The sequence below is a fragment of the Burkholderia sp. FERM BP-3421 genome, assembly GCF_028657905.1.
GTDB lineage: Bacteria > Pseudomonadota > Gammaproteobacteria > Burkholderiales > Burkholderiaceae > Burkholderia.
Genome location: NZ_CP117782.1, coordinates 1468603 through 1482652, shown reverse-complemented (window position 1 = coordinate 1482652; position 14050 = coordinate 1468603). Strand labels below are relative to the sequence as shown.

Genomic DNA, 14050 nt, shown 5'->3' with positions numbered 1-14050 from the left:
CGGCTTTTTCGCCGGTGAGCGAAGCGGCTTACTGGCTGGCTGCGTCGGCCTTCGCCTTGGTCTTCTTGGCGGGCTTGTGCCCCTTCTTCATGTGATGCTCGTGCATCGGCTTGGCTTCGGCAGCAGCGCGCTCGGCTTCCTGCTGCTGTTGGATGGCCTGTGCGCGTTGCTCGATTTCGGCGATCTTGGCGGGATCGGTGATCGTCGTGATCGTCGTGCTTTCTTGAGCATAGGCCGCGCCAGCCAGAGCCGACATCGAAACCAGGATAGCCAGGGACATTTTCTTCATTGCTCTACCTCCGCTAAGTGGTGATGGACCCGAGTGTTGCCGATTTGTCTGGCGACTGCAATCGAGTGAGCCGAGTTTAGCAAAAGTGACGGATCAATGCATTCGATTGGCGGTGCCCGGGCGTCTGCGTTGAACGGGCGCAACAGTGCGCGAGCATTCATTGCGGCGCCATGTGCGCGGTTGGTTGCGCGTCGTCAAAGCTTGGGAGTGCGGACGATGGGCAAGGGGGGATGCATTCAGAACCAGCCGAGCGTGCGGTAGAGATGAAATTGCGCGATGCCGAGCAGTTCGTGCAGCGCGAGTTCGGCATCGACCAAGTTGCCCGGGCGCGGCAGCCAGCCTGTCCGCGCGACGCGGCGGTTGGCGTAGACCGGTTGGGGCGTGATGCCGAAATGCGCGAAGTCGAGCAGCGCGCGACGCATCTGATAGGCCGATGTGACGAGAACCACGGCATCGTCATGCCGGGAGCGTAGTATAGAAGTCGTGAACTTGGCGTTTTCGTAGGTGGTGCGGCTTTGGTCCTCGAGCAGTACGTCGGCCGGATCGACACCGCGCGCGAGCAGATCGCGCGCATAGGTGGCGGCTTCGGTGGCACCATGATGCTGTGGATCGCCGCCGGACAGAATCACCGTGCAGCGATTCGCGCGCTTTTTGCAGGACGCGTACAGCTCGGCGATCCTGACGATGCGGGCGAGCCCGTCCGGTGGCGTCGTGGCGATGCCGTGATGCCGCCGGGTGCCGCCGCCGATTAGGATCAGGGCGGTATCGCCTGTCATGATGGGCTGCTCGACCGGGCGTACGCCGGCTTCCGTCCATTCGAGCAGGGGCGTGGTGAGCCATCCCGACGCGAGCAGCCAGAGCAGCATGAGGCTTGCGGCGGCGATTGCCGTGCGATGTTTGCGCCACAGCACGCATGCAACGAAGAGAAGCGTAAATGAATTGAACAGAATCAATTTGATTGGGGTAAGGTATCTTTTTAGAGACAATCCGTGATCTGTCCCTTGTTGTGCAAGGCGCGGCCTGGGCTGAGAGACGGATGAAGGGTGAGCAGAGGGGATTATAAGGACCCCTTTTTAGCTGCGGTGCGGCGTCGGCGGGCGGAAATCCTGGCTGGCGAGGCTGCGCCGCTAGGTCGCTGCACTTTAAGAAAGAATCGAGATGGCCACGTATTCCAACGAAGCGGTGCTCGACGCGCTCCGGCGAGTGCAGTACCGTCAGGTGCCATGGGCACGGCGCCCGGGTGTGTTTGAATATCTGCGCACGCTGGGACTGATGGATACGGTCCGGCAGAAAACCGTCGCGCCTGCGCCTGGTTTTCACGCGCCGGTCGATATCGCGGTACTCACGGATAACGGCCGTGCGGAGTTCGCCCGCTTGGAGCGGGATGAGAAAGGATCGGATTGGGTGGATCGCCGGATGAACGACTATGTACTGAGCGACGCAAGCGCGGTCTCGATTCTCGAGAGCCGCCTCTAGGTTCGGGCGCGTATCACGCGCGCGCAAAAAAAGCCCGTATCGCAAGGATACGGGCGGTACCGGGTACATTGCTGCTGCCACGCTGTGCTCATGGCAAGGATGTGACCTGGCACGCGCCTGGCAGTTCCCGGGCGCGCTCCGATTTTCAGCAAATCTCAGGGCTTGGGTGGGCGATTCCCGCTGGGTGCGCGGGGCGGGTCGCCGTGCGTGCGTGCGTTGCTGGCGATGTCGCCGCGCAAGTCGCCGCGCGGTACGCCGGTCTTGCCCGGAGCCGATTGGGCGCCAGGCGCCTGGGCGGAGGCTTCGTGCGCGGGGTGGGTCGGCTTCGAGCGATGCGGTTCGCCCTGGACGGATGACGCAAGCGCAGCGAACACGACAATGCCGCATAGCACGCGCCATGACATGGATTTCATCGCCGGGCTCCCTTCAGACCATCGACGCAGCCTGTCTGCATATACCGGTTAAGGTAGATGCGCGCACGGTCCGGCGCTGTAAGCAATGGTAAAGAGATGTATCGCCCGGCGACGGGCGAGGCGTGTACGGCCCGGAAATGAAACTGGGCGGCTGTGATGCCGCCCAGTCGGGAGTCAGGCCATCTTGACGGGGGCGCGCCAGGATTCCGGATTGGTCCAGAACGCGCCGCGCAGCCGGTCGCGGCTCGGCGGCGCGGGTGGCTTGACCGCGCTTGCGCCGATGCGCCCGCGCAGCGAGATCTGTCGCCCGCCCGTTCCGAGGCGCTTGACGACCTCGGCGAGCGTGCCGTCGGCCTGCCATTCGTCGAAGCGTCGACGGCAGGTCGGCGGCGACGGATAGCGGCCGGGCAGCTTCGACCAGCCTTCGCCCGTCGACAGCACCCACAGAACGGCGTTCACCACCGAGCGTGCTTCCACGCGCGGACGGCCACGACGCTCATTGCGTGCAGGCTCCGAGCAGAACAGTCCCTCGACCAGCGCCCATTCGTTATCTCTCAAATCGTCGAACAGCATCATGTCCTCACCTCAGCGAAGCTAACTCCGGTGCGCTGCCCTGCGCCGCGCACTCTTCAAGCACCCGGGATGGCGGGTGCCGGGTGGGGGTGCCGAGCGCGTCGCGCAGCGATTGCCGCACGATGCCCGCGACCCTGTACGCCAGCTAATGCACGAAGCGTGCCACGTCTGTGACCACTACCTCAAAAGCCGCTTGGCAGCGGGCCGACTGCTATGTCAGCTAGGGGCGTATAAGACGCCAAAATGACCATCGCGCAAATAAGGAGAATCACCAATCTTGTGCAATAGGGCCCGAGCTGCGTGCGTGGCGGGACCTGCTGCACCGCAGCGAGACATGCGTGCAGGATGGCGGCGGGACGCAATAGAATTGCGCATGGATGAATCGGATTGATGAGGTTAGCCAATGAATATCACCCTTCGGCAGTTGCGGGTGTTCATCGCCGTGGCGCGGCTCAGGAGCTTCAGCCGGGCGGGGGACGAGATCGGTCTGACCCAGTCCGCGGTCAGCCGCTGCGTGCGCGAACTCGAGGGAGAGATCGGGCTCAAGCTGATCGACCGGACGACGCGCGACGTGCAGTTGACCGACGTCGGCTCGAATCTGATCGCGAGCGTGTCGCGCCTGCTCGTGGATCTCGACGACGCGCTGCGGGAGATCCGGGAGATCGGCGAGCAGCGTCGTGGCCGGGTGATCGTCGCCGCGAGCCCGACGATCGCGTGCCGCCTGATGCCGCGGGTCGTGGCCGCATGCGAGCGGCAGTTTCCGTTCGTCACGCTCGGGTTGCGTGATGATGTGCAGAGCGACGTGCTCCACAAAGTGAAGTCGGGGGAGGTGGATTTCGGCGTGGTGATCGGGCCGCTCGCCGTCGGCGAGGTGGTGTGCGAGCCGTTGATGACCGATTCGTTTTGCCTGGTCGCGCGCGCCGACCATCCGCTCGCGGCCCGCGACAGCGTGCCCTGGACCGCGCTCGACGGAGAGCGGCTGGTGCTGCTCGATTACGCATCCGGAAGCCGGCCGCTGATCGACGCGGCGCTCGCGGCCCACCGGGTGGCCGCGCCGGTGGTACAGGAATTGGGGCATTCCGCGACGGTGTTCGGACTGGTCGAGGCGGGGGTCGGCGTCAGCGTGCTGCCGTGGCTTTCGCTGCCGCTGCCGGCCGGTTCGTCGCTCGTCGCGCGGCCGCTCACGCCGCGCGCGGAGCGCACGGTCGAGCTGGTGCGGCGGCGCGACCGCTCGTTGTCGCCCGCGGCCGAGGCGATCTGGGGGCTGGTGAAGGACATGCCGCCGCGTTCGGAGGAGCTCGACTGATGCGGCATCGCGCGGGGCGCGGGCGGCGGCCGGGCGCGGCCCGCCCGCCGCGCCGACGTTCCGGCCTGTCTTTTGACCTATGCACATGATCTTTACGCACTGCGCGATTTTGCGTAAGATGGCGTTCAGTCACGCGATTCCATCATGGCTTCGCGCTGTTCCGTCCGGTTTGGGTCAGGCTTGAAGGTCGTCGTTTCGCCACCCCCGGTTCGTGCTCCCATCAATATGACCGATCAGAATCGGGCGAGCGCGTCTTCTGTTCCTATTCGTCTGTTTTTATTGATCCGGTTCGTTTGACCACAGGGTCTGGCCTAGCTGCATGAATACCCAAGAGGCGAAGATCGTCCTCGAGACTGCTTTGATCTGCGCACAGGAGCCGCTGAAGCTCGGCGATCTGCGCAAGCTCTTTGCCGACAGCGTGTCGGCCGATACAGTCCGAACATTGATCGAAGATCTAAAACAGGAATGGTCCGGGCGGGGCGTCGAGCTTGTCGGCCTCGCATCGGGGTGGCGCTTTCAGAGCAAGCCCGCGATGCGCACGTATCTCGACCGCCTGCATCCTGAAAAACCGCCGAAGTATTCGCGCGCGGTGCTGGAGACGCTTGCGATCATCGCGTACCGGCAGCCGGTGACGCGCGGCGATATCGAGGAAATTCGCGGCGTGACCGTGAATACGCAGGTCGTGAAGCAACTCGAGGATCGCGGCTGGATCGAGGTGATCGGTCATCGCGACGTACCGGGGCGCCCGGCGCTGTACGCGACCACCAAGCAGTTTCTCGACGATCTCGGGCTGAAGGCGCTGGACGAACTGCCTGCGCTCGAGGAGCCCGCGGCGCATCTCGAGGCCAGCTTGCTCGCGCAGCAGTCGATCGATTTCGCGGATGGAGCGCAGGCCGATGCGGTCGAGCCCGCGCCGGACGGCGAACCGGCGGCCGACGTGCCGAGCGCCGCAAGCGGATTGCCGGAAGGCGGGCCCGACGCGGAGGCGCCGGCCGGATCGGAGGCGATGTCGGAAGCCGTCGCCGATGCGAGCGAGGAAGAACACCCCGGCGTCCCGGTCGATCCAGACCGGCAGGCGCCGGAAGCAGCAAACCGCGCACCGGATGTCGCCGAAGCGGCGTCCGGACAGGCGGCGGAGGAAGACCGCGGCGCGATCGGTGGCATCCCGCATGACGCCGGTCCGGACCGGGCGCAGCCGGAGACGTTGGAGGATACCCCCGACAGTCTCGCCGATGCTGTGCGCAGCGCAAGCGAAGCGACCCCCGCGAGCGAGCCGCCGGACGAAGCAGAACCCGCGCAGCGCCGCGCCTGAGGCGGCGAACCCATGCCGCGCCCGCGACGGGCGCGAGACCTGACACTTTGAGGTTGTTTTGACAGATACCCACGACACTGATGCGTCTGAATCCGCGCATGCCGTTCAGGCGGCGCGGGCCGACGGAGCGCCCGAGCAGCAGGCTCAGGACGCCGGCGGCGACGAGCAACGCCCGCGCCGCGGCCTGCGGCGCGGTCCGCGCAGCCTGATCGCACGCCGCCGGGCGGCGGCCAAATCGAAGACCGGCGACGGCGCGGAAGGCGCGGTCGACGCGCCGGAAGCCGGCGACGAGGCGCAGCCGCCCGCACGGGCGCCGCGCAAGGAAGGCGCGGCCAAGGCGCCGCGCAAGCCGGCGGCCGGCAAGCGAGAAGGGGCTGCGCGCCAGGGGCAGGCTGCTCCCAAGGGCAAGCGGGGCGCCGCCGCGGCTGCCGAGGGCGCCGCGGGCGAGGCCGGCCAGGACGATGTGTTCGCCTACGTGACGTCGCCGGCATTCGATGCCGACAACGAGGCGGAAGGCGGCGCGCACGCGCCGATGCTGCGCCGCGGTCGTCAGGCCAGCAAGCGTGTGCTGGCGCCGGACGATGACGCGCCGAAGCTGCACAAGGTGCTGGCGGAGGCCGGCATGGGTTCGCGCCGCGAGATGGAAGAGCTGATCGTGGCCGGCCGGGTGTCGGTGAACGGCGAGCCGGCTCACATCGGCCAGCGCATCATGCCGACCGACCAGGTGCGGATCAACGGCAAGCCGGTCAGGCGCAAGCTGCCGAACAAGCCGCCGCGCGTGCTGATCTATCACAAGCCGACGGGCGAGATCGTGAGCCACGCCGATCCGGAAGGGCGCGCGTCGGTGTTCGACCGCCTGCCGCCGATGAAGACGGCGAAATGGCTGGCGGTCGGCCGGCTCGACTTCAACACCGAAGGTCTGCTCATGCTGACGACCTCCGGCGATCTCGCGAACCGCTTCATGCACCCGCGTTACAGCGTCGAGCGCGAGTATGCGGTGCGGGTGGTCGGCGAGTTGTCGGAAGGAATGCGCCAGAAGCTGCTGCACGGCGTCGAGCTGGAGGACGGTCCTGCGAACTTCCTGCGCATCCGTGACGGCGGCGGCGAGGGCACCAATCACTGGTACCACGTGGCGCTGGCGGAAGGGCGCAACCGCGAGGTGCGACGCATGTTCGAGGCGGCCGGGCTGATGGTGAGCCGCCTGATTCGTACGCGCCACGGTCCGATCGGGTTGCCGCGCGGGCTGAAGCGCGGCCGCTGGGAGGAGCTGGAGGAGGCGGAAGTCCGTCGTCTGATGGCCTCGGTCGGCCTGAAGGCGCCGAGCGAGGACAAGGCGAAGCGGGGCGGTGGCGCCGATCAGGCCGAGCGTCGTCAGCCGGACCCGATGCAAACCTCGATGGGCTTCCTCAACCGCGAGCCGGTGCTGACGACGCATGGCCAGCTCGACCAGCCGCGACGCGGCGGCGGCCGGCGTGGCGCGGCGGGCAGCGCGTTCGGCGTGGGCGCCAGCTATGGCGGCCTGCCGAGCGGCGCCGGCTACGGCAATCGCCCGGGCAATGGCGGCAGCGGCGGCTACGGCAACCGTTCGGGTAATGGTGGCGGCAACGGCGGCGGCTTCGGCAACCGGGCGGGCAACGGCAACGGTGGCGGCAACGCTAACGGCAACCGCGCGGGCGGCCGCGACGTCGACGGCAATCGCATGTCGTACGGCGGTGCGAACGGCAACAAGCGCGGCGCTGCCGGCAAGGGCGGCGGCCGCAACGCAAACGGCAACGGCAACCGCGCCGAGGGCAATGCGGCGGGCGGCGGGCGCGGCGGTCAGCGCGCGCAGCAGCCGCGCAACCGCTCGCGCGGGCGCTGAACCCGTTGCGGGTTCCGGTGTTGCCGAAAGCCCGTCCACGGCCCGCAAAATCGCCGCGCAAGGCGGGTTTTGCGGGCTCCCGCTTTGCGTTCGGGCCAAAAAACGCTATAATCGCGAAGTCGCTGGGCGTGCGGGTTTTTTGATGTGCGGCTCAGGTGCGACCAACGGTAAGAAGATGGGCGTTCCGCCCATTTTTTTTTGCTGAAACGGTTAGGCATCTCGGGTAGCGCTTCCGCGCCAGCTAAGGCGCGCGTCTGCGGGTGAATCGCGAACGGCGGGCGCGAACACCTGAGAGGACACTGTGCAACTGACGGAACTGATAGAAACCACGGTCACCGGGCTCGGTTACGAGCTGGTCGATCTCGAGCGCACCGGGCGCGGCATGCTGTGCGTCTACATCGATCAGCCCGCCGGCATCGCGATCGAGGATTGCGAGAAGGTCACGCGTCAGCTCCAGCACGTATTGACGGTCGAAAACATCGATTACGAACGGCTCGAAGTCTCGTCCCCGGGACTCGACCGCCCGTTGAAGAAGCTGACTGATTTCGAACGATTCGCGGGCAGCGAAATCGTCATCACCCTGAAGAAACCGCTGGATGGCCGCAAGACCTACCGGGGCATCCTGCATGCGCCGAATGGCGAAACGATCGGTTTGGAATTTGAGAGGAAGAAGGGCGAGGCGGCCATGCTGGATTTCACGCTGGCCGATATCGACAAAGCCCGCCTGATTCCGCACGTTGATTTTAGGAGCCGCAAACAATGAGTCGCGAAGTGTTGATGCTGGTGGATGCGCTGGCGCGCGAGAAGAACGTCGACAAGGATGTGGTGCTGGGCGCCCTCGAGGCGGCGCTCGCATCCGCATCCAAGAAGCTGTTCGACGAAGGCGCCGAAATCCGCGTCCAGATCGATCGTGAGAGCGGCGAACACGAAACCTTCCGGCGTTGGCTCGTCGTACCCGATGAGGCCGGCCTGCAAGAGCCGGACCGCGAGATCCTGCTGTTCGAGGCGCGTGAAGACCACCCCGACGTCGAAGTCGGCGAGTACATCGAGCAACCGGTGCCCTCGATCGAATTCGGCCGGATCGGCGCGCAGGCCGCCAAGCAGGTGATCCTGCAGAAGGTGCGCGACGCGGAGCGCGAGCAGATCCTGAACGACTACCTCGAGCGCGGCGAGAAGATCATGACCGGCACGGTCAAGCGGCTCGACAAGGGCAATTTCATCGTCGAATCGGGCCGCGTCGAGGCGCTGCTGCGCCGCGACCAGCTGATTCCGAAGGAAAACCTGCGGGTCGGCGATCGCGTGCGCGCCTATATCGCGAAGGTCGATCGCACCGCACGCGGTCCGCAGATCGAGCTGTCGCGCACCGCGCCCGAATTCCTGATGAAGCTGTTCGAGATGGAAGTGCCCGAGATCGAGCAGGGGCTGCTGGAGATCAAGGCGGCCGCGCGTGATTCGGGCGTGCGCGCGAAGATCGGCGTGGTCGCCTACGACAAGCGCATCGATCCGATCGGCACCTGCGTCGGCATCCGCGGTTCGCGTGTGCAGGCCGTGCGCAATGAGCTTGGTGGCGAAAACATCGACATCGTGCTATGGTCGGAGGATCCTGCCCAGTTCGTGATCGGCGCGCTCGCGCCGGCAGCGGTCCAGTCGATCGTCGTCGATGAAGAAAAGCACTCGATGGATGTCGTCGTCGACGAAAACGAACAGGCCATCGCGATCGGCCGCAGCGGTCAGAACGTGCGCCTCGCGAGCGAACTGACCGGCTGGCAGATCAACATCATGACGCCGGACGAATCCGCGCTGAAGCAGAACGAGGAGCGCGACACGCTGCGCGGCCTGTTCATGGCGCGCCTCGACGTCGACGAGGAAGTCGCGGACATCCTGATCGACGAAGGCTTCACGAGCCTCGAAGAGATCGCCTACGTGCCGTTGAACGAAATGCTCGAAATCGAGGCTTTCGACGAAGACACCGTCCACGAGCTGCGCAACCGCGCGCGCGATGCGCTGCTGACGATGGCGATCGCAAACGAAGAGAAAGTCGAAAACGCCGCGCTCGATCTGAAAAGTCTCGATGGCCTCACGCCGGAACTGCTCACGAAGCTGGCCGAGCAGGGCGTGCAGACGCGTGACGATCTCGCCGAGCTGGCTGTCGACGAACTGGTCGAGATGACCGGGATGGAAGAAGAAGCTGCAAAGGCGCTGATCATGAAGGCGCGCGAACACTGGTTTCAGTGAGATATGAACATGGCGCATTGATTTGCTGGCGGCCGGAAGGCCTGACCCGATGCTAACCGCAAGGAATCGGTCCTTGCACTAAGAGGAATGAATGGCGAGTAACAACGTAGCCCAATTTGCCGCGGAACTGAAAATGCCTGCTGGTGTGCTGCTCGAACAGCTGCAGGCAGCGGGCGTCCAGAAAGCGAGTGAAGACGATGCGCTGTCCGAGACGGACAAGGCGCGTCTGCTCGATCATTTGCGTAAATCGCACGGCGCGACCGATGGCGACAAGCGCAAGATCACGCTGACCCGCCGGCATACGTCGGAGATCAAGCAGGCCGACGCGACGGGCAAGGCTCGCACCATTCAGGTCGAGGTGCGCAAGAAGCGCACGTTCGTCAAGCGTGACGACGTGAGCGAGACCGGTGCCGAGCACGATCAGCAGGCTCAGGATGCGGAAACCGATGCGGATCTGAAGCGTCGCGAAGAAGAGGCGCGTCGCGAGGCGGAACTGCTCGAGAAGCAGGCGCAGGAACTGCGCGAGCGCCAGGAACGCCTGGAACGCGAGGAAGCCGAGCGTCGGGCCAAGGAAGAGGCGGCCGAGGCCGAGCGTCGCCGCGCCGAGGAAGACGCAGCCGCGAAGCGTGCTGCGGAAGCCGCTCAGGTGGCGCAGGTGGCGCAGCAGGTTGCTGCCGCCAAGGAAGAAGAGCAGGCGAAGGAAGCACAAGTGCAGACGCAGGAAGACGAGCGCGCCGCCGCGGATCGCGCGGCGCAGCGCGAAGCGGCGAAGAAGGCCGAAGACGCAGCCCGCGAGGCGGCGGACAAGGCACGCGCCGAACAAGAAGAAATTCGCAAGCGTCGCGAGGCCGCCGAGGCGGAAGCGCGCGCGATTCGCGAGATGATGAATACGCCGCGCAAGGCCCAGGTGAAGGCGCCCGAGCCGCCGAAGCCGGCCGAGCCGCCGAAGGCCGCCGAGGCCAAGGGCACGCTGCACAAGCCGGCCAAGCCGGCTGGCGAGACGGCGCGTCCGGCTGCTGCGAAGAAGCCGGCCGGCGCGGCCGCGCCGGCGACCACCACCACGGCGCCCGCGGGCGACCGCAAGAAGCCGGGTGGCAAGGGCGGCTGGCAGGACGACGCGGCGAAGCGCCGCGGCATCAAGACGCGCGGCGATTCGAGCGGCGGCGTCGACCGCGGCTGGCGCGGCGGCCCGAAGGGGCGCGGCAAGCACCAGGACAACGGGTCGTCGTTCCAGGCGCCGACCGAGCCGATCGTGCGTGAAGTGCACGTGCCGGAAACCATCTCGGTCGCCGACCTGGCGCACAAGATGTCGGTGAAGGCGTCGGAAGTCATCAAGATCATGATGAAGCTCGGCCAGATGGTCACGATCAACCAGGTGCTGGACCAGGAAACGGCGATGATCATCGTCGAGGAACTGGGGCACCGGGCGGTCGCGGCGAAGCTGGACGATCCGGAAGCGCTGCTGGTCGAAGGCGAAACGGGCAGCGACGCGGAGCAACTGCCGCGTCCGCCGGTCGTCACGGTCATGGGCCACGTCGACCACGGCAAGACCTCGCTGCTCGACTACATCCGTCGCGCGAAGGTGGCGGCCGGTGAAGCGGGCGGGATCACGCAGCACATCGGCGCTTACCACGTCGAGACGCCGCGCGGCGTCGTCACGTTCCTCGACACGCCGGGTCACGAGGCCTTCACGGCCATGCGTGCCCGCGGTGCGAAGGCAACCGACATCGTGGTCCTGGTGGTCGCGGCCGACGACGGCGTGATGCCGCAGACGAAGGAAGCCATTGCCCACGCAAAGGCGGGTGGCGTGCCGATCGTCGTGGCGATCAACAAGATCGACAAGCCGGAAGCGAATCCGGACCGCGTGAAGCAGGAACTGGTCGCGGAAGGCGTCGTGCCGGAAGAATACGGTGGCGATTCGCCGTTCGTGCCGGTGTCCGCCAAGGCGGGCACGGGTATCGACGACCTGCTCGAGAACGTGTTGCTGCAGGCCGAAGTGCTCGAACTGAAGGCGCCGGTCGAGGCGCCGGCGAAGGGCATCGTGATCGAAGCCAAGCTCGACAAGGGCAAGGGGCCGGTCGCGACGATCCTCGTGCAGTCCGGTACGCTGAACCGCGGCGACGTCGTGCTTGCGGGCACCGCTTACGGCCGGGTCCGTGCGATGCTCGATGAGAACGGCAAGCCGACCAAGGAAGCCGGCCCGTCGATTCCGGTCGAGATCCAGGGTCTGTCGGAAGTGCCGGGCGCAGGCGAGGAAGTCATCGTGCTGCCGGACGAGCGCAAGGCGCGCGAAATCGCGCTGTTCCGCCAGGGCAAGTTCCGCGACGTCAAGCTCGCGAAGCAGCAGGCCGCGAAGCTCGAAAGCATGCTCGAGCAGATGGGCGAGGGCGAGGTGCAGAACCTGCCCCTCATCATCAAGGCTGACGTGCAGGGCTCGCAGGAAGCGCTCGTGCAGTCGCTCGTCAAGCTGTCGACGAGCGAAGTGCGCGTGCAGATCGTCCACAGCGCGGTCGGTGGCATCAGCGAAAGCGACGTCAACCTCGCGACGGCATCGAAGGCGGTCATCATCGGCTTCAACACGCGCGCCGATGCACAGGCGCGGCGTCTCGCCGAGTCGAACGGCATCGACATCCGCTACTACAACATCATCTACGACGCCGTGGATGAGGTGAAGGCGGCGATGTCGGGCATGCTGGCGCCGGAAAAGCGCGAGACGGTCACGGGCATGGTCGAGGTGCGCCAGGTGTTCAAGGTGCCGAAGATCGGCGCGGTGGCCGGCTGTATGGTCACGGACGGCCTGGTCAAGCGCTCGTCGTCGGTGCGCGTGCTGCGCAACAACGTCGTCATCTTCACGGGCGAGCTCGATTCGCTCAAGCGCTTCAAGGACGATGTGAAGGAAGTGAAGCAGGGCTTCGAATGCGGTATGTCGATCAAGAATTTCAACGACATCGTTGAAGGCGATCAATTCGAAGTCTTCGAGGTCACGGAAGTCGCGCGTACCTTGTAATCACGGCGCGCAGGCTCATGGGCGGGGCAGGCTTGGGCCTGTCCCGCCCATTTTTCATGGCGGCGGCGCATCGAGCGTCGCCGGCCCGCTGCCCGCAGAACGGAATGTCGGATTGATCATGTCGAAGAAACGTACTTCTCCCAATCGCAACGTGCAGATCGCGGACCAGATCCAGCGCGACCTGTCCGAACTCATCATGCGCGAGGTCAAGGACCCGCGGATCGGCATCGTGACGATCCAGAGCGTCGAGCTGACGCCGGATTACGCGCATGCGAAGGTCTATTTCACGGTGCTGACCGGCGATCCCGCCGCGACCCAGGAGGCGTTGAACCACGCCGCGGGCCACTTGCACAACCTGCTGTTCAAGCGCCTGCACATCCATACCGTGCCGACGCTGCACTTCCATTACGACAAGACGACCGAGAAGGCGCACGAGATGTCGCGCCTGATCGACGAGGCGAATGCGACGCGGGCGAAGGACGACTGAACGAGCGCCGCATGACCATGACGACTGCACCACAACGTCCGCGCGTGCCGCGCCGCATGCTCGACGGCGTGCTGTTGCTCGACAAGCCCATCGGGCTGTCCAGCAATGATGCGCTGATCCGCGCGAAGCGCCTCTATCTCGCCAAGAAGGCCGGCCATACCGGCACGCTCGATCCGCTGGCGTCCGGCCTGCTGCCGCTGTGCTTCGGCGAGGCCACCAAGTTTTCCCAGGATCTGCTCGAGGCCGACAAGACCTACGAGGCGACGATGCGTCTCGGCATCCGCACGACCACGGGCGACGCCGAAGGCGAGGCGATCGACACGCGCGAGGTGCGCTGCGACGTCGCGGCCGTCGACGCGGCGCTTGCGCGCTTCCGCGGCGAGATCGTGCAGGTGCCGCCGATGTACTCGGCGCTCAAGCGCGACGGCAAGCCATTGTACGAATACGCGCGCGCCGGACAGACGGTCGAGCGCGAAGGCCGCCAGGTCACGATCCACGCGCTGGAGCGGATCGCGTGCGCGCTGCCTGACGTGAGCTTCCGCGTGACCTGCAGCAAGGGCACCTACGTCCGCACGCTTGCCGAGGACATCGGCGAGATGCTCGGTTGCGGCGCGCACCTGGTCGCGCTGCGGCGCACGGGCGTCGGCGCGCTGACGCTCGAGCACGCGGTGACGCTCGATGCGTTGTCCGATGCGGCGGAGGGCGAGCGCGATGCGTGGCTGCGGCCCGTCGATGCGCTGCTGTCGACGTTTCCGAGCATGACGCTCGCGGCTGACGGCGCGCGGCGCCTGTTGCAGGGGCAGCGCATCCGGCTCGAGGATCTCGGCATGGCGCAGACGTTCGCCGACGGCGAAACGGTGCGCGTCTACGATGAGGGCGGGCGCCTGCTCGGCGTGGGCGTGATCAACAGCGGCGTGCTGGCCCCGAAGCGGCTGCTGGCCGGCGGCGGCGATGCCGCTTGATGCGCCGGCCGGGCGCGGGACGCCGCGGCCGGCATCCTGATGCGTCGCGGGGCGCGCGCCGGCAAGGCGTCCGCGCGAGAAAACGGCCCGTTGGTTCGATGAAACCAACGGGCCGTTCGTCATTTTCCC

12 protein-coding genes are annotated in these 14050 nt (G+C 66.3%); 9 read left to right on the top strand and 3 right to left on the bottom strand.

Annotation, left to right across the window (positions count from 1 at the left end):
• Nucleotides 1–28: 28 nt before the first annotated feature.
• Nucleotides 29–289 carry a hypothetical protein gene (locus Bsp3421_RS22585; RefSeq protein WP_274003598.1) on the bottom strand — a complete coding sequence of 87 codons (261 nt, stop codon included), beginning with the start codon at nt 287–289 and terminating at the stop codon, nt 29–31.
• Nucleotides 290–525: 236 nt separating this feature from the next.
• Nucleotides 526–1242, bottom strand: a complete 717-nt coding sequence (locus tag Bsp3421_RS22580) for a YdcF family protein (RefSeq protein WP_274003596.1) — start codon at nt 1240–1242, stop codon at nt 526–528.
• Between the two features lie 205 nt (nt 1243–1447).
• On the opposite strand from Bsp3421_RS22580, the gene Bsp3421_RS22575 reads away from it, so the two are divergent.
• Complete coding sequence (locus tag Bsp3421_RS22575) at nt 1448–1765, top strand: hypothetical protein (RefSeq protein WP_274003594.1); 318 nt, start codon at nt 1448–1450, stop codon at nt 1763–1765.
• A gap of 587 nt (nt 1766–2352) precedes the next feature.
• On the opposite strand, the gene Bsp3421_RS22570 is transcribed toward Bsp3421_RS22575, so the two are convergent.
• Nucleotides 2353–2754 carry a transposase gene (locus Bsp3421_RS22570; RefSeq protein WP_274003592.1) on the bottom strand — a complete coding sequence of 134 codons (402 nt, stop codon included), beginning with the start codon at nt 2752–2754 and terminating at the stop codon, nt 2353–2355.
• A 400-nt stretch (nt 2755–3154) separates the two neighbouring features.
• Here Bsp3421_RS22570 and Bsp3421_RS22565 point away from each other — a divergent pair, with 400 nt between their 5' ends.
• The 8 genes from Bsp3421_RS22565 (at nt 3155) to truB (ending at nt 13921) form a co-directional block, all read left to right on the top strand.
• Nucleotides 3155–4057, top strand: coding sequence for a LysR family transcriptional regulator (locus Bsp3421_RS22565; protein WP_274003589.1), 903 nt, complete (start codon nt 3155–3157; stop codon nt 4055–4057).
• Nucleotides 4058–4376: 319 nt separating this feature from the next.
• Nucleotides 4377–5369 carry an SMC-Scp complex subunit ScpB gene (gene scpB / locus Bsp3421_RS22560; RefSeq protein WP_274003588.1) on the top strand — a complete coding sequence of 331 codons (993 nt, stop codon included), beginning with the start codon at nt 4377–4379 and terminating at the stop codon, nt 5367–5369.
• Between the two features lie 58 nt (nt 5370–5427).
• A complete protein-coding gene (gene rluB / locus Bsp3421_RS22555) occupies nt 5428–7230 on the top strand; it encodes a 23S rRNA pseudouridine(2605) synthase RluB (RefSeq protein ID WP_274003587.1) in 1803 nt (600 codons plus the stop codon).
• Between the two features lie 301 nt (nt 7231–7531).
• A complete protein-coding gene (rimP, locus tag Bsp3421_RS22550) occupies nt 7532–7993 on the top strand; it encodes a ribosome maturation factor RimP (protein WP_274003586.1) in 462 nt (153 codons plus the stop codon).
• Nucleotides 7990–9465: a transcription termination factor NusA gene (gene nusA / locus Bsp3421_RS22545; RefSeq protein WP_274003585.1), complete on the top strand. Its 1476-nt coding sequence runs from the start codon at nt 7990–7992 to the stop codon at nt 9463–9465. The genes rimP and nusA overlap by 4 nt, the downstream gene beginning before the upstream one ends.
• Nucleotides 9466–9556: 91 nt before the next feature.
• Nucleotides 9557–12472 (top strand): translation initiation factor IF-2, encoded by a 2916-nt coding sequence (gene infB, locus Bsp3421_RS22540; protein ID WP_274003582.1) that lies wholly within the window; start codon nt 9557–9559, stop codon nt 12470–12472.
• Nucleotides 12473–12590: 118 nt separating this feature from the next.
• Nucleotides 12591–12959, top strand: coding sequence for a 30S ribosome-binding factor RbfA (rbfA, locus tag Bsp3421_RS22535; protein WP_274003581.1), 369 nt, complete (start codon nt 12591–12593; stop codon nt 12957–12959).
• A gap of 17 nt (nt 12960–12976) precedes the next feature.
• Entirely contained in the window at nt 12977–13921 is a 945-nt protein-coding gene (gene truB / locus Bsp3421_RS22530; RefSeq protein WP_274004319.1) for a tRNA pseudouridine(55) synthase TruB, read from the top strand.
• Nucleotides 13922–14050 lie beyond the last annotated feature (129 nt).

What these genes read in the sequence shown, in the direction of transcription:
- infB (WP_274003582.1), top strand. Translation starts at nt 9,557, where the DNA reads ATGGCGAGTAACAACGTAGCCCAATTTGCCGCGGAACTGAAAATGCCT.
- rbfA (WP_274003581.1), top strand. Translation starts at nt 12,591, where the DNA reads ATGTCGAAGAAACGTACTTCTCCCAATCGCAACGTGCAGATCGCGGAC.
- Bsp3421_RS22575 (WP_274003594.1), top strand. Translation starts at nt 1,448, where the DNA reads ATGGCCACGTATTCCAACGAAGCGGTGCTCGACGCGCTCCGGCGAGTG.
- scpB (WP_274003588.1), top strand. Translation starts at nt 4,377, where the DNA reads ATGAATACCCAAGAGGCGAAGATCGTCCTCGAGACTGCTTTGATCTGC.
- Bsp3421_RS22565 (WP_274003589.1), top strand. Translation starts at nt 3,155, where the DNA reads ATGAATATCACCCTTCGGCAGTTGCGGGTGTTCATCGCCGTGGCGCGG.
- truB (WP_274004319.1), top strand. Translation starts at nt 12,977, where the DNA reads ATGACGACTGCACCACAACGTCCGCGCGTGCCGCGCCGCATGCTCGAC.
- nusA (WP_274003585.1), top strand. Translation starts at nt 7,990, where the DNA reads ATGAGTCGCGAAGTGTTGATGCTGGTGGATGCGCTGGCGCGCGAGAAG.
- Bsp3421_RS22570 (WP_274003592.1), bottom strand. Translation starts at nt 2,754, where the DNA reads ATGATGCTGTTCGACGATTTGAGAGATAACGAATGGGCGCTGGTCGAG.
- Bsp3421_RS22585 (WP_274003598.1), bottom strand. Translation starts at nt 289, where the DNA reads ATGAAGAAAATGTCCCTGGCTATCCTGGTTTCGATGTCGGCTCTGGCT.